21 protein-coding genes are annotated in these 21,013 nt (G+C 35.7%); 9 read left to right on the forward strand and 12 right to left on the reverse strand.

Features of this window, described 5'->3' with window-relative positions:
• Window positions 1-2 precede the first annotated feature (2 nt).
• Window positions 3-1,262 (reverse strand): ferredoxin:protochlorophyllide reductase (ATP-dependent) subunit N, encoded by a 1,260-nt coding sequence (locus SIB75_RS08005; RefSeq protein WP_413390058.1) that lies wholly within the window; start codon window positions 1,260-1,262, stop codon window positions 3-5.
• A 357-nt stretch (window positions 1,263-1,619) separates the two neighbouring features.
• Between SIB75_RS08005 and bchL the strand changes: the two genes are divergently transcribed.
• The gene (gene bchL, locus SIB75_RS08010; RefSeq protein WP_413390057.1) at window positions 1,620-2,510 is read left to right on the forward strand and encodes a ferredoxin:protochlorophyllide reductase (ATP-dependent) iron-sulfur ATP-binding protein; all 891 of its coding nucleotides are present in this window, start codon (window positions 1,620-1,622) and stop codon (window positions 2,508-2,510) included.
• A 16-nt stretch (window positions 2,511-2,526) separates the two neighbouring features.
• Here bchL and SIB75_RS08015 read toward each other — a convergent pair whose 3' ends face one another.
• Both SIB75_RS08015 and SIB75_RS08020 read right to left on the reverse strand, forming a co-directional pair.
• Complete coding sequence (locus SIB75_RS08015; RefSeq protein WP_413682748.1) at window positions 2,527-3,540, reverse strand: protochlorophyllide reductase; 1,014 nt, start codon at window positions 3,538-3,540, stop codon at window positions 2,527-2,529.
• Between the two features lie 69 nt (window positions 3,541-3,609).
• Window positions 3,610-4,014, reverse strand: a complete 405-nt coding sequence (locus SIB75_RS08020) for a hypothetical protein (protein ID WP_413682749.1) — start codon at window positions 4,012-4,014, stop codon at window positions 3,610-3,612.
• A gap of 270 nt (window positions 4,015-4,284) precedes the next feature.
• On the opposite strand from SIB75_RS08020, the gene SIB75_RS08025 reads away from it, so the two are divergent.
• Window positions 4,285-5,034 (forward strand): lipoate--protein ligase family protein, encoded by a 750-nt coding sequence (locus SIB75_RS08025; RefSeq protein ID WP_413682750.1) that lies wholly within the window; start codon window positions 4,285-4,287, stop codon window positions 5,032-5,034.
• On the opposite strand, the gene SIB75_RS08030 is transcribed toward SIB75_RS08025, so the two are convergent.
• A complete protein-coding gene (locus tag SIB75_RS08030; protein ID WP_413682751.1) occupies window positions 5,025-6,266 on the reverse strand; it encodes a site-2 protease family protein in 1,242 nt (413 codons plus the stop codon). The genes SIB75_RS08025 and SIB75_RS08030 overlap by 10 nt on opposite strands.
• A gap of 63 nt (window positions 6,267-6,329) precedes the next feature.
• Between SIB75_RS08030 and SIB75_RS08035 the strand changes: the two genes are divergently transcribed.
• The gene (locus SIB75_RS08035; protein ID WP_413682752.1) at window positions 6,330-7,004 is read left to right on the forward strand and encodes a phosphoribosylanthranilate isomerase; all 675 of its coding nucleotides are present in this window, start codon (window positions 6,330-6,332) and stop codon (window positions 7,002-7,004) included.
• Window positions 7,005-7,030: 26 nt separating this feature from the next.
• On the opposite strand, the gene SIB75_RS08040 is transcribed toward SIB75_RS08035, so the two are convergent.
• From SIB75_RS08040 to SIB75_RS08060, 5 genes are all read right to left on the reverse strand, one after another.
• Window positions 7,031-7,738, reverse strand: a complete 708-nt coding sequence (locus tag SIB75_RS08040; protein WP_413682753.1) for an SDR family oxidoreductase — start codon at window positions 7,736-7,738, stop codon at window positions 7,031-7,033.
• Between the two features lie 26 nt (window positions 7,739-7,764).
• Window positions 7,765-8,754, reverse strand: a complete 990-nt coding sequence (locus SIB75_RS08045) for an acetyl-CoA carboxylase carboxyltransferase subunit alpha (RefSeq protein WP_413682754.1) — start codon at window positions 8,752-8,754, stop codon at window positions 7,765-7,767.
• Between the two features lie 26 nt (window positions 8,755-8,780).
• Window positions 8,781-9,821, reverse strand: coding sequence for a long-chain acyl-[acyl-carrier-protein] reductase (locus SIB75_RS08050; protein ID WP_413682755.1), 1,041 nt, complete (start codon window positions 9,819-9,821; stop codon window positions 8,781-8,783).
• Between the two features lie 146 nt (window positions 9,822-9,967).
• Window positions 9,968-10,693, reverse strand: coding sequence for an aldehyde oxygenase (deformylating) (locus SIB75_RS08055; RefSeq protein WP_413682756.1), 726 nt, complete (start codon window positions 10,691-10,693; stop codon window positions 9,968-9,970).
• Window positions 10,694-10,767: 74 nt separating this feature from the next.
• Complete coding sequence (locus SIB75_RS08060) at window positions 10,768-11,565, reverse strand: creatininase family protein (protein ID WP_413682757.1); 798 nt, start codon at window positions 11,563-11,565, stop codon at window positions 10,768-10,770.
• A 101-nt stretch (window positions 11,566-11,666) separates the two neighbouring features.
• On the opposite strand from SIB75_RS08060, the gene SIB75_RS08065 reads away from it, so the two are divergent.
• The 3 genes from SIB75_RS08065 to pgeF all read left to right on the forward strand — a co-directional run bounded on the left by SIB75_RS08065 (window position 11,667) and on the right by pgeF (window position 14,689).
• Complete coding sequence (locus SIB75_RS08065; RefSeq protein WP_413682758.1) at window positions 11,667-12,959, forward strand: S1 RNA-binding domain-containing protein; 1,293 nt, start codon at window positions 11,667-11,669, stop codon at window positions 12,957-12,959.
• Window positions 12,960-12,982: 23 nt separating this feature from the next.
• Complete coding sequence (locus SIB75_RS08070) at window positions 12,983-13,870, forward strand: Tab2 family RNA-binding protein (RefSeq protein WP_413682759.1); 888 nt, start codon at window positions 12,983-12,985, stop codon at window positions 13,868-13,870.
• 168 nt (window positions 13,871-14,038) lie between these two features.
• A complete protein-coding gene (gene pgeF, locus SIB75_RS08075) occupies window positions 14,039-14,689 on the forward strand; it encodes a peptidoglycan editing factor PgeF (protein WP_413682760.1) in 651 nt (216 codons plus the stop codon).
• A 29-nt stretch (window positions 14,690-14,718) separates the two neighbouring features.
• Here the strand turns inward: pgeF and SIB75_RS08080 are convergent, their stop codons facing one another.
• The 3 genes from SIB75_RS08080 to hemH all read right to left on the reverse strand — a co-directional run bounded on the left by SIB75_RS08080 (window position 14,719) and on the right by hemH (window position 18,166).
• The gene (locus SIB75_RS08080; protein WP_413682761.1) at window positions 14,719-15,066 is read right to left on the reverse strand and encodes a nuclease; all 348 of its coding nucleotides are present in this window, start codon (window positions 15,064-15,066) and stop codon (window positions 14,719-14,721) included.
• 15 nt (window positions 15,067-15,081) lie between these two features.
• A complete protein-coding gene (gene ilvB / locus SIB75_RS08085; protein WP_413682762.1) occupies window positions 15,082-16,845 on the reverse strand; it encodes a biosynthetic-type acetolactate synthase large subunit in 1,764 nt (587 codons plus the stop codon).
• A gap of 145 nt (window positions 16,846-16,990) precedes the next feature.
• Window positions 16,991-18,166, reverse strand: coding sequence for a ferrochelatase (hemH, locus tag SIB75_RS08090; protein ID WP_413682763.1), 1,176 nt, complete (start codon window positions 18,164-18,166; stop codon window positions 16,991-16,993).
• 71 nt (window positions 18,167-18,237) lie between these two features.
• Here hemH and SIB75_RS08095 point away from each other — a divergent pair, with 71 nt between their 5' ends.
• The 3 genes from SIB75_RS08095 (at window position 18,238) to pyrH (ending at window position 20,984) form a co-directional block, all read left to right on the forward strand.
• Complete coding sequence (locus SIB75_RS08095) at window positions 18,238-19,410, forward strand: site-specific integrase (protein WP_413682764.1); 1,173 nt, start codon at window positions 18,238-18,240, stop codon at window positions 19,408-19,410.
• Window positions 19,411-19,480: 70 nt separating this feature from the next.
• Window positions 19,481-20,173, forward strand: coding sequence for a cob(I)yrinic acid a,c-diamide adenosyltransferase (gene cobO / locus SIB75_RS08100; RefSeq protein ID WP_413682765.1), 693 nt, complete (start codon window positions 19,481-19,483; stop codon window positions 20,171-20,173).
• 97 nt (window positions 20,174-20,270) lie between these two features.
• A complete protein-coding gene (pyrH, locus tag SIB75_RS08105) occupies window positions 20,271-20,984 on the forward strand; it encodes a UMP kinase (protein WP_269616732.1) in 714 nt (237 codons plus the stop codon).
• The last annotated feature ends 29 nt before the right edge of the window (window positions 20,985-21,013 follow it).

Below are 21,013 nucleotides of genomic sequence, written 5' to 3' on the forward strand. Positions count from 1 at the left end.
AATTAGTTTGATGTAAGAGTTTTAGTAGGATTTAAAATGTCATGCCTGCGAAGTGGCCTTGAGAATAATTCTGCTAGATCTGAAGCTTGATCAATCCCGTGAATTGGGCTGAAAACCATTTCAATTGACCATTTGGTTGATATCCCCTCTGCTTCAAGTGGATTGGCAAGTCCCATTCCACAAACGACAAGATCTGGAGAACTATCTCTTACTCTGTCTAATTGTTTCTCTACATGTTGTCCTTCGACAATACGACAATCAGGAGGTAGCAAGTCTATTTCTGCTTTCATTAAATCTCTATTTAAATAAGGCGTTCCTATTTCAACTATCTCCATTCCACACTCATTACTTAGAAATCTTGCGAGAGGTATTTCTAATTGAGATTCTGGCAAAAGGAACAGTTTCTTACCAGAAAGTTTCTCAACATGAGGCTCCAAAGCTTTCTTTGCTCTCGATATCAGTGGATTTAATATTGAATCAACAATGGATTTATCGATGCCAAATGAATTTGCAGCGGCCTGAATCCACAATGTGCTACCCGTAACACCTAGAGGAAAGGGAGCTTCAATTATTTCAGCACCTTTATTTTTAAGCTCTCTTGCCGTATCAGTTAAATAGGGCTGAGTAAGAAGGACTTTGGTCTCAGGACCAATAGAAGGTAATTCTGTTGACTGCCTAGGTGGAAAACTTTCAACATTATCTATTCCAAGCCGATTAAAAATACTTATTAAACGGTCCTCCACAGCATTTGCAAGAGTTCCAACTAAAAGTAATTTCTTTTGATCGCTCTTCGGCATCAGTGGAATCAGAGCCTTTAATGCTCCGTCTTCGCCTTGCGTGAAAGTTGTTTCTATTCCACTTCCAGAATAATTCAATACAGTTACTTGACCTTTAAGTTCGATATTCAGGTTTTCTGCAACCCTTGAAAGATCTATTTTTATAACTTCGCTTGGGCAAGAACCAACAAGAAAAAGGGTTTTAATTTCTGGACGTCTAGCTAAAAGATTTTTTACTACTCGGTTTAACTCATCATGAGCATCAGCTAATCCAGCTAAATCTCGTTCTTCTAAAATAGCTGTGCCAAAACGCGGCTCAGCGAAAATCATCACACCTGCTGCACTTTGAATTAAATGAGCACAGGTTCTAGAACCCACCACAAGGAAGAAAGCATCAGGCATTCTTCTATGGAGCCAAACAATAGAAGTTAACCCGCAAAAGACTTCTTTTGGACCAGATTCTTTAAGGAGCGTTGCACCGCTCATAGAAATTTAATACATGTATATATTTAAACTGCATCCAAAATGGGTAAACCGTCAACAAACACTTAATCTCTTTCGCATTTAGTTACTTTTTCGTTACCTAATGTCTTACTACGGTGACTTTTGCTTTTGCGATAGTTAATAGCGCTTAGAGACCGCAATAGATCTAAGTGCTAATTCCTTATCCACAAAAAAAGCACATGACATGAGTAAAAGTACGTATACAGCACGGTTAATGTGTAAATATTCTCGTTTCAAGATATATATTTAATATCAAATGTTTCGAATTCTCTAAACATTTCCTAAAGAGATATTTGCCTGCAAGAATATAAATCAAGGACTTTCGAAAGAAAAAGATTAATGACATCGACTTTAGCTCGTAAACCTGATGGGGAAGGTAGTGTCCAAGTTCAACAGGATGCAAAAGTTCAAATACAAGAAGGCGCTCTAGTAATTGCTGTATATGGCAAGGGAGGCATTGGAAAATCAACTACTTCGTCAAATTTGTCAGCTGCGTTTTCAAAGCTTGGCAAGAAAGTTCTTCAAATTGGTTGTGACCCTAAGCATGACAGCACTTTCACCCTCACACATAAGATGGTGCCCACTGTTATCGATATTCTTGAAGAAGTAGATTTCCACAGCGAAGAACTAAGACCTGAAGACTTCATGTTTGAAGGATTCAATGGTGTGATGTGTGTTGAGAGTGGTGGGCCACCAGCGGGGACAGGATGCGGAGGGTATGTAACAGGTCAAACGGTCAAACTTCTTAAAGAGCATCATCTTTTAGAAGATACGGATGTTGTTATTTTTGATGTGCTTGGAGACGTTGTTTGTGGAGGCTTTGCAGCCCCACTACAGCACGCCAACTATTGTTTAATCGTTACTGCTAATGATTTCGATTCTATTTTTGCGATGAATCGAATAGTTGCTGCAATTAACGCTAAAGCGAAGAACTACAAAGTTCGCCTTGGCGGAGTGATTGCTAATCGTTCTGCAGAATTGGATCAAATAGAAAAATTCAACAAAGAAACAGGGCTAAAAACTATGGCTCATTTCCAAAACGTTGATGCAATACGTAGATCAAGACTTAAGAAATGCACAATTTTCGAGATGGACTCCTCAGAAGATGGTGTACTTGAATGTCAAAATGAATATCTTTCACTAGCACAAAAGATGATCGACAAGGTTGAGCCTCTTCAAGCAGAACCTTTAAAAGACCGTGAAATATTTGATCTACTTGGATTTGACTAAATAACTAGTTGAAGGTTTATTTCAGACCAACTAATTCCATAGATAATTCCCAAACTTTTCTAGAAGTCACTGGATCTGTCACTCGATCGGACAATTCTTGTGAAAATTGTTGTCTATTTTTGCGTTGTCTATTACCCCAGCTCCAATGAACGCCAGAAATAGCAAATTGAGGATCTGAAACGACTTGGGCTACCCTATCGCCAGCTAGCGCCTCACTTACAAAACCGCCAGTTATTAATTTCTGAAACCATGGGAACAACCACTGAAAAAGTTTAGGAGTATTTCTAAATAATCTTGTATTGGCTACACATCCAGGGTAAAGAGAGCTAAAAAGAATTGGAGAAGAATTAAATCGCCTATGTAATTCTTGGGTTGTAATCATATTGCATAACTTACTGTCTTTATAGGCTTTACCTGGTTTAAAACGTTTACCACTGGCCATTGATATGGGTTCGCAAAACCCTTCTTCAAAGCCAGATAGATTTCCAAGATCAGCAGGAGCTGGGATTGGGATTTTCCCGCCAAGTTCTTTATTGTTAGCAGTTACAGTTCCTAAAATAACTACCCTAGATGATTCCACCCCCCAAGACCTCCCCTTCCAGACTGGTCTTGATGACTTACTAAGATTTTCTAATAGCAACTGAATTAATAAAAAATGTCCAAAATGATTAGTTGCCATTGATATTTCATATCCCTGAGGAGATCTCAAAGGTTTTTTTAAACGTGGGAGATAAACAGCAGCATTACAAACCAAAGCATCTAATGGTTGTTCCAAATCCTCTAGAAGAGTTTTAGCCCCATTGCGAACACTATCTAAATCGCCAAGATCAATTTGTATATGTTTTAGTTGTCTTGGACTGTTAATAGGCAAGCCAACTGCTGAGGCAGAAGCTTCAGCTCTCAATGAAGATCTATTTGCCGTAATGACTCTCCATCCTCTCTCTACCAAGGATTTTGTTGCATACAGTCCAACTCCTGACGTTGTTCCAGTAATTAAGACAGTTCCTGGTGCCGCTTGAACTAGAGCCATCTTCTTCAGTAAAAACTATTTTTAATCAATTTTCAAAGACAAATCTAAACCGAAGGGAAGCAAAGTTACTCATCGCCAGATAACTCTGACACTATTTGGAGTAATCCACTGATCTTGCTCCTTAAAAAAACTTTGTTCTCCACCATTAGTAAATATTTCATCAAAGCGTAGTCTTAACTTTTGAAGTTTTCTCGATTCTTTCTCTAAAAGATATGACAACTCCAGATTTCTATTAACACGTTGATGAGATGCAAGTCCTAAGTTCACGAGACTAGTTGCAAATACAATCAATAATCCAAATTTCAAAATTAATCCCACATAACTATATAAAAGTTCTCGCCTAACTTCTTCTTTCTGAAATTCAGAAACTTTAGAAAAAGTATCGATCTTTTTATTTGCAGAAGGAATGCTCTTCCTGATTTTTCTTGAACGCTCCCTTCTGACTGGCTCTTCAATTAGTTGAGGTTGTCCCAAAATTAAATGAAAATCCCCCAATTTTTTTCATATTAACTTAATTAATAAGGGAATCAATTCTTTGACTTCTTTTGCTGCATTTATAAATGCAGCAAAAGAAGTCAAAGTAGAATTTTGAGAGAATAAGTTTTCTAAGAAATTAAATAAATCTTTTATCAGAATACTTTTCGTCAAAGTTTAATTAAACAGTTTTAACTATCCTTAGACTAAAAGTTCATGATATTTAAATTGCTTCTTAAAAGATTTTATTACATATAACTAAAAATCAACATGAATACTCAAGAAGAAGTCCTTTATTTAGATCCTCTTGAATTAAGTGGACCAGAGCAAATGGCAATTGATCTCTTCCTGCTAGAGAAGTCATTTACTGATAAAGATTTTTTTATGGCAATACGTTTTTATACATGGGATGGAAATTGGCTATCGATTGGCAAACATCAAAAAGAACTCCCCAGAAAATGGCTTAAACTTTTAAAAACTGAACAATTAAAAATTGTAAGAAGGCCCAGTGGCGGAAACGCTGTTCTTCATAGCGGAGGGCTGACTTACGCACTAATATGGAAAGACCCACCCAGGAAGAAAAAAGAATCATACTTAAAGACGACTCAATGGCTAAAAAATGGAATAAAAAAAGCTGGGGTGGATTTGTTTTTTGGTAATCAATCCGTAAATATATCTACGAGTAATTGTTTTTCTAATTCAACATTGGCTGATTTAGTTGATGAAAACAAAAACAAATATATTGGTAGTGCTCAGTACTGGAAAAAGGGACACTTACTTCAGCATGGAGAGATATTAATGGAGCCTTCAAAACAATTATGGAAAAAAGTCTTTAATATTGGTCCACCAAGTATAAAAAATGAAATTAAAGAAAAAGATAAAATTATAAAGTTTTTAAAAGAATCGTTAATTAAAACCTGGCCAAATCTAAAGTTTTCTAATTATAAATTAGATAAAAAAGATAAAGAAATGATAAATCGTTTAGCTATAGATAATTTCGAAAAAATACATCAATTTTGATCCTCTTCTAGATCAAACGAAATCATTGATTTTGCTATGGTAGGCAGATTCAGACCAATTGGATATATATTCTCTTTTCTTGCAACTTTAATTAATTGATCAGGAATATTTAATCCGATGTTTTCAAGTACTGCTTTCCCTAAATCTACTCTATCTAAAGTTCCAATAGGAAGACCAGCTACTGAAAGGACAAGAAGTCTTGCCTCTTTTGTTTTTTCTAATTTAATTATTGCCTTCCATAATGATTCTTTTTCACTAATTGATGGTAAATCATCAATAGGTAATGAAAACTCATAAAGAAACTTTTTATCCCAATTTTGTACAGAAATATTCTTCAAGATTTTTTCGTTAACATAACCAACCCATCTACCTTCTCTAAATAAAAGAATCCATTCTTCTTTAGAAAAATTATCTTTATTTAATGAATTAAATTTAGATAAAACTCTCACAGGCGAATCATCTTCCAGAACCCTATATGATCGACCACAGACTTGATTGACATATAATTCTGATAATATCTTTTGAATTTTAATAATTTGACTCTGTGACTTAGATGAAGTAAAAATAAATAATCCAATTACTAATAAGCAAATTGAAACATAAAATCTGCCATTAAGTAAACTAAAAATACCAATAAAGATAGAAAGAAAAGAAATTAATCTTGCAGAGGCTATTGCAACTTTAATACCTTTCCTTTTACTCCCTGTAAAATACCATATTAAAGATTTTAATATTACACCTCCATCAAGAGGAATTATCGGAAGTAAATTAAATACTCCTATCAAAAGATTAAGACTCCCAACCTGCTTAAATAAATTAGAAAAAATAATATTTGATACTGACAAATTATTACTTAATAAAATCATTAAAAAAGCTAATAAGAGACTGACAATTGGTCCTGAAATTGCGATTTTCAAACTTCCTTTTGAAGTTTGACATTCATTTTCAAGATTTGCCATTCCTCCAAGAAAAAAAAGTGTTATGTCTCTAACTTTTAGACCTTCTCCCATTGCTACAAAGGAATGAGCTAATTCGTGCAATAAAACAGATAAGAACAAAAGAACTGATGTAAAAGCACCAATAAGCCATCCATTCCACATAGATGCTTGACCATCCAAAAGCGTCTCAAACTGATCTCTTGCTGACAAAGTAAAATATAAGAAAACCAAAAACCAACTAGGATGGATCCTTAAAGGGATACCTTTGATTTTCATAACTTCCCAACTAACCAAGTTTAAAGACCTCCAAGTTCTCAGTAAAATCCATTTCAATCAATCCTAATAAAAGTTCTGATAATGATCAGAAAATCTACTTCTAAAAAATCAACAGCAATCAAAATTTGTGGCATAACAACGACCTCACAAGCAAAATCTATCGCACAATTCAAAATAAATGCTATTGGAGTTATAGGTGTTAAAAATTCGCCTCGTTTTGTAGCTGAAGAAGAGTGTATAAAAATTTTTAATGAAGTAGAAAAAGTTTCTTCAGAAATTGAAAAAGTATTTGTTATTGCAAATGAAAAGTTAGAAACAATAAAATGTATAAATAATAGATCGAATCCACCATCAGTAATCCAGCTACATGGTCATGAATCAGTTGATTATTGTCGTGAATTAAAGAATGAATTTCCAACAATTAAATTATGGAAAGCCTTCAGATTAAAATCCATTAATGATTTAAAAATTATAAGTCAATACGAGAAAGATGTTGATGCTATTCTATTAGACGCATGGGATAACAAGTCCCTTGGAGGGACTGGGAAAAGAGTGCCAAAAGAGTTCTTATTCAACAAAACTTTTAAAGCTCCTTGGATCTTAGCTGGTGGAATATCAGCTGAAATAATACCTGAAATCTTTTCGAAAATTAGACCAGATTGGATTGATGCCTCAAGTCGACTAGAAGTATCTCCAGGTATTAAAGATCTTAAAAAAGTTGAATCTCTTGTTCGCAAGATAAGAGAACAAAATTAATGAGTAATTTACCAGTCTGCCAAAAATCAAAATGCTCCTGAAGAAGGCATCAGAGTTATATCCTCAATAATTTGATTACTTGGCTGATTAGCAAGATGTAAAAGTTCAAATGCCACTTGATCAACTGAAAGCATTGAATTCCTATCAAATTCCATACCGACGGTATCAGAATCCCAAAGAGATGAATTTACTGATCCAAGTGTAAGTGTGCATGCTCGTATTAAATTCTTACGTTCTTCTTCTGCTAAGCATTTGGTAAAACTTGCCAAAGCTGCTTTTGAGACACAATAGGCTCCCCATTGTGGGAAAGCATTTCTAGAAGCATGACTACTAACGTTGATAACTAATCCTCCTTTTTTTCTCATTAACGGAACCACTTCAGAGCAAACCTGAAAAATACTGGTGAGATTCATTTGCATAATCCATTCCCATTTTTCAAGTGGCATAGACAAAAGATCTCCAGTCCAAGCGACTCCAGCATTATTTATTAAAACTGAGGGAGTAAAACCATTATTCATTAATTCAACTATTCCCTTAGATATATTTTGGGGATTACTTAAATCAATTGATTTGTAGAAAACCTTGATTTTTTTATTATCAATTTCTTCGACAAGTCTTTCGAGATCATCTTCAGATCTGGCTAAGAGTAGTAAATCCCATCCAGAATCAGCAAAAGCTTTAGCTGTTGCTCTTCCAATTCCTCTAGAAGCACCCGTAATTAATACTGTTGACAAGAAAGTTAGAAGCAAACATTAAAACTTTAAACTGAAATTTCACTTTCGATAGACTGAGATTCCAAATATTTTCCCATTTTTCTAAATTTGGAATATCTATTGTCTCTTAATTCCCTAGTGGATAAAGCTAATAATTCGGATAAATGCTTCTCAAGAGCATTTTTCAAAGTCTCTCCAGCCTGAAGCGGAGCCCAATTATTCCCCCCAGAAGGCTCTTTTAGAACCTCATCAACAATTCCTAACTTCATAAGGTCAGGGCCAGTAATTTTTAATGCTGATGCTGCCTCAGGAGCCTTACCAGCATCCCTCCATAAAATCGAAGCACAAGCTTCAGGGCTTGCAACTGTGTAAACACTATGTTCAAACATAAGCAACCTATCTGCAACACCTATACCAAGAGCGCCCCCAGAGCCACCTTCTCCAATGACAGTTGCAATTATGGGAACTTTAAGCCTAAACATTTCTCGCAAATTCACTGCGATTGCCTCTCCCTGGCCTTGCTCTTCCGCTATGAGCCCTGCATAAGCGCCAGGAGTATCTATAAAACAGATTATTGGCAGGTTGAAGCGATCTGCATGATCCATAAGCCTTAAAGCCTTTCTATAGCCTCCAGGCTTTGCCATGCCAAAATTTCTTGCAACATTCTCTTTTGTATCTCTACCTTTTTGTTGTCCAATGAGAAGAACAGATTTTTCACCGATTCGAGCCAACCCTCCTATGAGAGCTTGATCATCAGTCCCGTTTCGGTCTCCATGTAATTCGACCCAGTCATCACAAAACATCTGGATGTAATCAAGTGTGCTAGGCCTTTGAGGATGTCTAGCTACTTGAATCTTTTGAGCTGGAGTGAGTGCATTAAATATTTCTTCTCGCCTTCTTGCAGCAAGAGTCTCTAATTGCAGAAGTTGTTGACTTACATCAACCTCTGAATCCCTTGCCAATTCTCTGATTTGATCAATCTGATTCTCTAATTCAACAAGAGGTTTTTCAAATTCGAGAAGAAAACGTCTAGCCATAGAAAAATAACCAAATATTCAAATATTCAGACGGTTAAAGTCTGAATATTTGTTTTCAAGCCAACAGCAGAAAATCCGTGCCTCTGAGAGGCTTGGCCTATAAAATCCATCTTTTCAAGAGTGATATTGTTCCTACCCCAACTGAAATTTGTATGGCAGTTTTCGAATTCAAGAATCATTGCCTCAGCAAAACAAGCAAACATTTCTCTTTTAGGATTGTCCATCTCAGCTAACTCCATCATGCTCCAACCAATATCTTTAAAAAATTGAACTATTCCACCTTTTAAGACATGTATACCAGGTCCTGAAAACTTCTCACCTAGATTTTTAGGATATCCGCCATCAATCATCAAGCAGGGTCGTTTAATTTTAGATGGGTCAATTTCTAAGGTTTTGGGCATACTTGCAACCCAAATTACAATATCTGCCTCGGGTAAAGCTTCATCAAGGCTAAGAATTCTCCCTCCTCCAAGTTGAGATTGAAGTTCAATTAAAGGTTTTTGCTGTCTAGCTACTAGGAGAAGTTCTGAGACACCAGTTCGACTTGTAAGCCACCTACACACGGCACTGCCAATATCACCCGTAGCTCCGACAACAGCAACTTTTGATTTACTTAAATCAATTCCTATTCGAGGTGCATTTTGCTCTAACTGCCTACAAATAACCCAAGCAGTATGAGTATTACCAGTAGTAAATCTTTGCCAATCAAGTGTCGTATTTCTAACTTGTTGATTTTGAAGCAAATTAAAATTCTCAAAGATTATTGATGTGAATCCACCAAGAGCAGTGATACTTATCCCTTTCTTTTGAGCTAACTCCATCGCATTCAAAACTTTTCTTCTTGCAGTTTTAAAGCGACTTAGCATCTCAGGGACAAAACAAGAGTCGATATAAGCTCCCTCAATTGTCTTTCCGATCGCACTTACAATTTTCACATGCTCTACCAACTGAGGAGGAGCAGTACACCAAACATCCAAATCCCCTTCAGCAATATGGTCATAGCCCAAGTCCAATGCCTTTCGCTTGGCATCTTCAAAACTTGTTGAATGTCCAATTAGCCCAAACATTTGGAAGCAAGCAAGGTCAAAATTGAAACTAAATATTTATCCAAGAATGAAGGTTAGACCACCAAGGTCACAAAAAAAAGAATTCCTCAAGAACTTAAAGTTCTTGAGGAATAGATGAAGGTGAAAAAATATAAATTTAAAAACCTTTATATCACTGCTGCAAGAGCCATTCTAGCAATTTCTCTGTTGTCAAGACCTATTTCAAGAAGGGAATCTTGATAAGCAATCATAAATTCCTCCATTAACTCTTCCTTGTCCATATGAAGTACTTCTGCGTCATTTGAAACTTCATCCAGCATTGATTTTATAAGAGGCAAATTTTCTTTATTAGCCTTCATAAGATCTTTTTTGACCGTCTTAAGATTAGCTTTGAGCCATTCTTGACCATAGTTCAAGTGCAAATATTCATCTTGAACAACACCTTCTGTAATTCTTTTTGCAAAAGGATCAGCAACGCGGATGTAAACGTGGTAAGCAGATATTGCAAAAGATTCAATTAAAATGCATTGAATCAGAAGACAAGTAGTTGTATCTCCAACTTTAAAAGCCTCTAAAAAATTATTATGGAGTCTTGAGAAAAAGGTTTTCGCAAAAGGCATATCTGGCTTTACGGCAAGATTTCTTCCACAAGCGCAAAAACCATTCATATGCTTTTTCTCCATCTTCCCTAATCTCACAAGTTCATCTGCATGCTCAGGGATCAACTTTGCGAGATCTAGAAAATTCGCATAAGCCTCTTGCTCACCTTCAATTACAACTGCATTAATTCTGCTATATGCATCTTTGTAGGATTCTGAGGTGAAATCCGGAAGAGAGTCAGCACATAACTCTTCTTTCTCTACGGTTAAATTGTCGGATGCAAGAGCTTGCATAGATCTATTAGAAATTTATCAATCTGAGTGATCTTACAGAATTAATTGCAAAATGGTAGTTCAGTTACCACATCTTAACTGCTAGAAATAGGTCTTTTTGACATAGTTGGCGGCCAATCACTCCCCAAAAGGCTTATAAACAGGGACTTCCAATGATCTATTAGTGCATTTTCCAAAGCGGCACCCAATTCAGAATTTGAAGCACTAGCATCTCCAATAACTCCAGATGAGCTCAAATCTTCTGTAAGCCATGCACATGGTGATGCACCTTCAAGGCTCCACCCCTTTGGAGTAGAAATTATTTCTTGATCTGTTTCTTTTTTTTCTAGATAAGAGTCATTTTGAATCAAATCTTTATCCATGTGCAACATAAGACTTGTTTCAGCCAAAGCAGCGTGAAGTCCTTCCTCAACTTCTTTCTGAGGTAGGAGCTCATCTAAACCTGGGACGCCACTCCAAAGGAAACAAGGCAATACGGCTAAGGAAGGACATTGAATCCTTAGTTGCCTTGAAACAGCTTGCAAAAGCCCTATTTGTCCTCCATGAGCATTAAAGAAGACTAATCTTGTGAATCCCATAGTGGCTATTTGCTTACCGACATCAGTAACTAGTGAAAGTAAAACATCTGCTGATAAGGATAAAGTTCCTGGGAAAGATTGATGCTCAGGAGAGAAGCCAATTGACTGGCTTGGCATCATCCATATCGGCATTTCTGCTGGCAAACTTTCAAGTGTCTTAAATAAAATATTTTCAGCAAAAAAAGTATCAGTAATTAAAGGTAAATGAGGTCCATGTTGTTCACATGCCCCAAAAGGCCAAACCAATGTAGATCCTTTAGCTGAAGCGGCTTTAGACGCTTCAGGCCAGGTCAAATGCTCAAATCGACGAGTTTGAAAAATGATAGAAATCTCCTAATAATTAAAAAACAACTTACCCTTGACTGTAAGAATGTTTAACTTATTACAAGGGTATTATGGCCGGGTCAGATTCTCAGCCTAAAAAAGCTACTCCCCCCAGACCGGCAGCAAATGCTCCGCGGAAGCCATTACAGGTTATGCACATCAGTCGGAAGACTGAAGAAAACATCATTGATAAAGGATCATCTGAGAAAGATATTTCAAATCAATCCAAAGATAAAAGATTTGAGGAAAACGTTCTAGATCAAAAAGAAATTTTTCACCTAAAGAAAGCTCCTGAAAAGAAAAAATTAATTCCAGAAGAATCTACCGATAATTTCAAAGCAACGACTATGGAAGATGTTCTGAGATCTGAAAATAATTCCGACTATAAAAATATTGAGGCTTTTGAAGATCAAAATATTTTTGAACAAAAAAGTAGAACAGTTGATGAATTTGATTTTGATGAAGACGAATTTTTAGCAGCATTAGAAGAGAATCAACCAATCGGCACCACTGGAGAAATTGCAAAAGGTTCAGTTATTGCAATTGAAAGTGATGGCATTTATGTAGACATAGGGGGCAAAGCTCCTGGATTTATGCCTAAAAATGAATGTGGTCTGGGTGTAATTACAAATTTAAAAGAGCGCTTTCCCAAAGGTTTACAAGTCGAAGTGCTTGTTACCAGGGAACAAAATGCAGATGGGATGGTAACAATTAGTTGCAGAGCATTAGAGCTAAGAAAAAGCTGGGACAAAGTTCAAAACCTTGCAAAAGAAGGGAAAGTCATCCGAGTCAAAATAAATGGTTTTAACCGTGGGGGGGTTACTTGCGACTTCGAAGGATTAAGAGGTTTTATTCCAAGGTCACAACTTGAAAATGGAGAGGATCATCAATCTCTTGTTTCAAAAACAATTAACACTGCTTTTTTAGAAGTAAATCCTGAGAGAAGAAAACTTGTTCTCTCCGAAAAGAAAGCTGCAATTGCTTCAAGATTTTCGGAATTAGAAATTGGACAATTAATAGAAGGTGAAATATTAACCATAAAACCTTATGGATTCTTTGTTGATTTGAAGGGCGTTAGTGGATTATTGCATCATTCAATGGTGACCAACGGAAGCATGAGAAGCCTTAGAGAAGTTTTTCAAACAGGTGAATCTATCAAAGCTTTGATAACTGATTTAGATCCTTCACGGGGACGAATTGGATTGAATACAGCTCTTTTGGAGGGTCCTCCCGGAGAGCTTATTACTGACAAAGCAAAAGTAATGGAAGAAGCGGATGAGCGAGCAGTTAAAGCTCGAAATAGTTTGAATAAAGAAAAAGTTGATAATAAAAAAGAAGAACAAGAAAAAAAACTATCCTCATAAATTTCTATTGAAGAAAAAAAATTGTGATTGATTCAAAAAAATCTAATTTAAAAAAAGCAGACTGGGAAATAGATTTTTATTCCCGCCCCATAATTGATGAAAATGGTAAAAAAAGATGGGAGTTATTAATTACATCTACAAATAATTTCAATGATATAAAAACTTTTAAATGGGAAAAAATATGTCCAGCATCAAGTGTTAATTCTATCTGGTTAAAAGATGCATTAGAAGAAGCAATTGAAGAAGCTTATTCACAAGGTTGGGATAAGCCTTCCGTTATTCGCTGTTGGCGGTCCTCTATGAAAACAATGATAAAGCGTGCAGCAGATCAAATCGGAATTGAACTTATTTCCAGCAGAAGAACATATTCATTGATTGAATGGCTTATAAACAGAGAAAGGACTTTTTATCCTCAGCAAAAAGGATATACAGGCGTTAATCTTGCCCCTCCATCAAACCCAATCACAAACCAAGCCATACCATTACCGGAGGAAGTAAGGGGAGATTCTTGGAGCTTTGCTTCACTTTCTCTCAATACACTTAGAGAAGCTGATGAATGGAAAATAGAGTTTTCCAATTTAATTCCCATAAAAGATTCAATCAATCAAAATGTTTCTATCCCAGGCATTAGGCTATTTAGTCAAAAAAGGTCCTTAGCACTTGCCGCTTGGCTTGGGGGACTTGAACCCGCAAAGCTTTTAATAGAAGGTACTCAAATAATTTTGGAAGCAGGACAAGCTGATAGATGGTTAGTTACTGATGTTGAAGAAGAAGCAAAAAAAGCTATTGAAAATAATTTTCTAAATACGAAACTAGAGGCAGATGGACTTCAATTTATTTCAGTTCAAAAAAGTCCCGAAGAAAATTCTCTAGACGGTTTTTGGATGCTAAAGGATATTGGAGAAATTTAACAATTTACTCTAACTACAAAGTTCAAATAGATTTCTCGGCATAAAGAGTATCTTAGAAATATGAGGTTATTAACTTATAAGGAAATTAATTTTTTTCAATCTGATCTATTAACAGAAAATAGTTTCACACATGCATTCTTCACGAAAAGATTAAACAATAATAAGCCTATGGAATTACAAAACAAACTGAATCTATTTTCTAATATTCATTATGCGCAGCAAGTACATAGTGATAAAGTAATTCAAGTAGATAATAAATCAAATTTAAAGCCTAAAATTGCTGATTGCTTAATAACGAAAGAGCAATATCAAAGCTTATGGATATACACAGCAGATTGTATTCCTATACTTATCGCTGATATAAAGACCAGAAATATAGCAGCTTGTCATTCTGGATTAAAAGGTATTAAAAAGCAAATAATCTCAAAGACATTAAAAAAATTAGAAGAAATCGGTTCTAAGAAAAATAATTTAATTATTGCCATAGGGCCTTCTATCACAGGAGATAAATATCAAGTTGAAAAAAAAGATGTTGAAGGTTTAATTGTTCAACTTACAGGTAGCAGCTTTATGGAAAAAAGTTTATACATAAGAGAAATCAAAGGAGAAGAAATGATTCCCTTATTCAAAGAAGATTCCAACCCTAATAAAATACTTATTGATATACAAGCTGCCGCCATTTTACAATTGTTTAAAGAAGGTATTAAACAAAATCAAATAAATCTAAATAGAATCTGCACATTCTCAAATCCAAAACTATTTAATTCTTTCAGAAGAGATAAAACCAATTCAAGACAATGGAGTTGTATATATTCATAATCATTGGTTAATAGAATTTTATAATTAATTTAGCATTTTTCTCTGGCTAATCCCTCGTTTATATATTTCTCAGCTATATCAACATTGCTATCAAAAGGAATAACTTTAGCAACCAGCACACCATCGACTGATCCTTTAGGTTTTAGATTGACTTTTGTATGTCTTGGTAGTTGTTTTTTGAGCCACTTAACAGATTTTTCTTCTAACTCTGGGCTGACTTCTGTACATGCTAATTTAACAGTATAGGTACGATTATGATCTCCGATCAGCAAAACAGACGAACTAGTAACTTGCAAAATTTCAGCTGCAAAAACTTCCGAATAAAAACATAAAAAAGAAATAAATAATATTAAGATCTTTGAAAAAATTTTATTCATAAAAAACTTTTTAAATTATTTCTTAATATCAGGTATACCAACCATTTGAGCATTACTTTTTCCGGGTGGCACCATGGGGTAACAATTTTCACCTTTTCTTACATTTACGTTAACAAGAACTGGTCCTTCATTCGCCATTGCTTTCTTAAGCTCAGGAATTAGATTCTCTCTTTCAGAAATCACAATGCCCTCAATCCCAAAAGCCTTTGATAGCGAAATAAAGTCAGGTTCCCCAACTGACATGTTAGATGCCGAATATCGTTCATCATAAAAACTTTCTTGCCATTGTCTAACCATCCCTTGCCAATGATTGTTGATGATAATTACTTTTATATTCAACTTATATTGAGCAATTGTTCCAAGTTCCTGAATGTTCATGAGGATACTTGCATCACCTGCGATACAAATTACTTGCTCCTTAGGCAAAGCAACTTTGACTCCCATTGCAGCAGGCATTCCAAAACCCATTGTTCCAAGTCCAGCACTGCTAATCCATTGTCTTGGTCCATTCAACAAATATTGAGCTGCCCACATCTGATGTTGTCCCACATCAGTCGTGATGTAAGCATCTTGCGCCAAATCTCTTAACGCAATCAATACTTCCTGTGGATAAATTTCTCCTTCTTTAGGGGGAGTTGTCAAAGGAAAATTATTTTTCCAGTTTTTAATTTTTTCAATCCAATTAGAAGTTCTTGGATTTATTTTCCTTTGATTACTGAGATCTAATAATTTTACAAGGCTTATTCCAACATCACCCAATACTGAGACTTCAACTACTCTATTTTTATTTATTTCAGCCGGATCAATCTCAAAATGAATTACTTTTGCATTAGGAGCGAAAGTATCCAATTTACCTGTAACTCTGTCGTCAAATCTTGCTCCAATGGCAATCAACAAATCACATTCAGTCACAGCAAAGTTGGCATAAGCTGTTCCATGCATCCCAAGCATCCCAACAGATAAAGGCTCGCGTTCATCAAACGCACCTTTTCCCATCAAAGTTGTTGTTACGGGTATTTGAAATCTATTAGCAATGGCTGCAAGACTTTCATGTGCCCCCGAAGAAATAACTCCCCCACCAACGTAAAGGAGTGGTTGCTCAGCATTTTCAATTAAATCTAGGGCCGCACTTATGGCTTTGTGTTCTGGCGCGAATGGCAGTTCAAAGCCTGGTGGTTTTATTGAACCTGGCTCAACAGGAAGATATTTAAACATCTCTTGTCCAACATCTTTTGGTATATCAATCAAAACAGGTCCTGGTCTGCCCGATGAGGCAATAAGAAAAGCTTGAGCTACAACTTTTGCAATTTCAGATGGATCTCTTACGACCCATGAATGTTTAACAATTGGAAGTGTTATCCCAAAAATATCTGTTTCTTGAAAAGCATCAGTACCAATAGCAGGTCTAGGGACTTGTCCTGTAATGACGACTAGAGGTACTGAATCCATCTGAGCAGTAGCTATTCCTGTGACTAGATTCGTAGCCCCAGGACCTGATGTACCAAAACAAACACCTACTTTCCCAGTCGCTCTAGCAAAACCATCAGCGGCGTGAGTTCCACCTTGCTCATGCCGAACAAGAATATGTTTCAACCACCCCTCTTGTTCTGCTTTGAAAACCGCGTCATATATTGGGAGGATCGCTCCGCCTGGATAACCAAAAATAGTATCTACACCATGCCTACGAAGAGAATCCATCAAGGCATCAGCTCCTGACATCTCATTTTGAGTTTGCGTTCCTGAATCTCCTATTTGATTAGGTGTAGAAGTCAGGGTCACGGCAAAAGAAAATCTAAACTAACAATAAATCTTAGTATGCATAATTTCAATTAAACTAAATTAAGCAAAGATTTAATTTAATTCTCTAAGTTTTAATAGCAAGCTGATTATCAAATTAGTCAAAACAATTAGTAATTTTAAGTCTTTAAAGCAAACCTATTTGGTGTAAAGGTCCACCCCCAATTATTAATTCCATCATAAAACAAAGAAAAACAATCATTGCAACTCTTCCATTCCAAACTTCAGAGCTGTTATTCCAACCCCATTGCCATTTCTCTTGAGGATAAAGTTTTACTCTTTCAGGCAACTTTGAAGCCTCCTCTAAACTAATCCCCTCGCCGTTTAAGCAAGAAGAAACTAGATCTGCCAATCCTTCAATAAACAACGGATAGGTATCAAGGGCTGGAACTCTTTTAAAATTAACAATTCCATTTTTCTGAGCAATTTCTTTGTACTCAATATCAATCTCTTGAAGAGTTTCAATATGCTCACTGACAAAACTTATTGGGACCACGACAAGTTCCTTAACGCCCGATTCCCCAAGTTTTTCTAATACTTCTTCGGTATATGGTTTTAGCCACTCTTCTGGACCTACTCTGCTTTGATAAGCAAGTGAGAATGAATTACTAAATCCTAGCGAATTTTCAATCTGGTCAATAATCAAAAGTGAACAGTTCTGTATTTGATCCTGATAAGGATCACCGGCTTCTTCTACATAGCTTTTAGGAACACCATGTGCGGTAAAAAAAATGTGGGCCTCTTGGGGTAAATCACAAGCCAAGATTTGTTTCTTTATTAATTCAGCCATTGAAGAAACATAGGCTGGGTGATCAAACCAACTACGAATACAGCGAATTGATGATTTTGCAAACTCAGAGTCACCATCTTTTAATCTTTTCAATTCTCTAAAACTGGATCCACTTGTACTTATAGAAAAATGAGGATAAAGAGGTAAAACAACAACTTCGCTAACACCGTCAGCCTTCATATCAGCTACAGCCGACTCAGTGAATGGATGCCAATACCTCATCGCAACATAAGTAGTAGCGTCTATTCCTATATTTCTAAGATAGCTTTGAAGTTCTCTTGCCTGCTGCTCGGTAATACGACGTAAAGGTGATCCTCCCCCAATCGATCTATAAGCCTCTTGTGATTTACTACTTCTTAACAAGCTTATGAGCCAAGCCAGAGGTTTTTGAAAAGCACGTACTGGTAAACGAATTATCTCTGGATCAGAAAATAAATTATACAAAAATGGTCCAACGTCCTTAATCCTCTCAGGACCTCCGAGATTTAATAAGAGGACACCAACCCGAGCCATTTTAGAAAAAACTCCTTATAAAAGGTTATACAAACCCATATCAAAGTAAAGCTAACTAAATTTACAGGATCATGGACGAGAATCAAAAGTTACTAGATATCAACCAAGACCTTGAATCAAAGGGAATCAATCTAAGGATTGAGAAAAGGGGTAAAGTTTTAAACATTCGTGGTTCTTTGCCAGATAAGAAATCTCATAATCTTTCTAAAGTTCAAAGAATAAGTCTTAAACTTCCACACAACATTACCGGTCTAGAAGAGGCTAGAAAAGCTATAGAATTAATTGATTTTCAACTTAAAAAAAATCAATTTTGCTGGTCTAATTGGATTAAAGAAAAAGCCCTCTCATCAACAAAGACTAATAAAACATTAGTAAGCAATGAAATAGAAAGCTTTAAAAGACAATTTTTTTCTGATACATCCAGGAGCAAATCATCTGCAGGAATGATAAGTACTTGGCAGTCTGCTTACAAACCATACATGAACAGATTAATGATATTAAGTCATAAATCTACTCTTGAATTAAACGAGGATCTTCTAGTGAAAATCCTTTTAAGTTATAAAGAAAATTCAAGGAGCAGGCAACAATGTGGAATTGCTTTAAGTGCTCTATCTAGACACCTTAAATTAAAGCTACCTGAGAACTGGAAACAACTTCAAAGTGGTTATGGAATACATGAATCTAATTTTAGAGAATTACCTAGTGATGAAGAAATCATTAATAGCTTTCAATTAATACCAAATCCAAAATGGAGATTTGTTTTTGGGTTAATGGCAACCTATGGGCTTAGAAATCACGAAGTCTTTTTTAGTGACTTATCTTGTTTAAAGAAAGATGGGGATAAAATACTTCGAGTTTTTCCAAATACAAAAACAGGAGAGCATCAAATTTGGCCATTTCATCCTGAATGGGTTGGTTTATTTGAGCTAGACAAGATAACTGATACTTCATCTTTGCTCCCAGATATTAAAACAGATCTAAAAGAGACAACTCTTCAACATATAGGAAGAAGAGTATCTGAACAATTTAGAAGATATAAAATATCTTTTACCCCCTATGATTTAAGACATGCATGGGCAGTTAGGACAATCTTAATAGGCCTACCAAATACTGTAGCTGCAAAAATGATGGGTCACTCAGTGTCAATACATACAAAAACCTATCATCATTGGATAACAAAAAGAGATCAGCAAATTGCTGTTGATAGTGCTCTATCTAGAGTCAAATATCAACAAGAAGAATAATTAATATTTATAGCTATAACTTTTCTATAAATTATTCGTTAGCTTAAATTATATAATTTAAGCTAACGAAATGAAAAATAAAGTTTCCAAAGAAGATTCAAGACTTAATAACCTAGATAAGAGTGCAGAAAGTATAGGAATGGGTGGAAACTTAATACCAAATATTACCGAAGAAAAATATCGAGAAAGGATGAAAAAAAGGAAAGAAGTTCAAACACAAAGATTAAAAGAAAGAAATAAAGAAAAAGGTCTAATAATAATTAATACTGGACAAGGCAAAGGGAAAACCACAGCAGCTCTTGGGATAGCATTAAGAACTCTTGGCCATAACCAAAAAGTTGCAATAATTCAATTTATAAAAGGTGGATGGGAGCCAGGTGAGTCATTAGCTTTAAAAATATTTGGGGAAAAATTAAAGTTTCATGCATGCGGGGAAGGTTTCACATGGGAAACACAAGATAGAAATAAAGATATAAATTTAGTTAAGTCGAGCTGGAGAAAGGCCGTCTCTTATATTGAAGACCCAAATTATAAACTTATAATTTTAGACGAGATCATTGTTGCAATAAAACTTGGATATATAGATGAAGATGAGATTATAAATGGAATAAATTTGCGCCCCGAGCTTACACATGTGGTCTTGACGGGAAGAGGAGCATCAGAAAAATTAATTGATTCAGCTGATCTTGTTACAGAAATGAAATTAATCCACCATCCTTTTAGGGAGCAGGGAGTAAAAGCACAAGAAGGCATTGAATATTAACTTATAATATTAAAAATATTTCCATCGCAAGGGATCCAATACAGATATAAAGACGTTCTCCCAGGACTTGCTACTGTCAATTTGTTATGAATTTTTAATGACATACTCTAGAGCACTTATAAAACTCAGTGGTGAAGCCCTTATGGGAGAGAAACCTTATGGAATCGATCCTGAAATTGTTCAATCTATTGCCAAAGATGTTTCGAAAGTGGTTGAAAATGGCACGCAAATAGCAATTGTGGTTGGCGGTGGAAATATTTTTAGAGGCCTAAAAGGATCAGCAGCAGGCATGGATAGAGCCACTGCTGACTATGTAGGGATGCTTGCGACCGTAATGAATGCAATCACACTTCAAGACGGATTGGAAAGAGCTGGAGTACCTACAAGAGTTCAATCTGCTATTGATATGCAACAAATTGCAGAACCATACATAAGAAGAAGAGCAATAAGACATCTTGAAAAGGGAAGGGTAGTAGTTTTTGGCGGTGGATGCGGCAATCCATTTTTTACAACTGATACCACTGCTGCTCTTAGGGCAGCTGAAATTAACGCAGAAGTTGTTTTCAAAGCTACGAAAGTTGATGGGGTTTATGATCGAGATCCAAAGAAATTCTCTGATGCTGTCAAATATGACAATCTCACCTTTCAAGATGTATTAGCAAATGAAATAGGAGTAATGGATAGCACTGCTATAGCTCTTTGCAAAGATAATAAAATCCCTATAGTTGTTTTTAATATTTTCCAACCTGGGAATATTGCTAAGGCAATTTCAGGAGAACCAATTGGATCAAGAATATCTAATTCAAGTTAATACTAAACTTTTGAACTTTTTAATAATCA

It is taken from the genome of Prochlorococcus sp. MIT 1011, assembly GCF_047305235.1.
GTDB lineage: Bacteria > Cyanobacteriota > Cyanobacteriia > PCC-6307 > Cyanobiaceae > Prochlorococcus_B.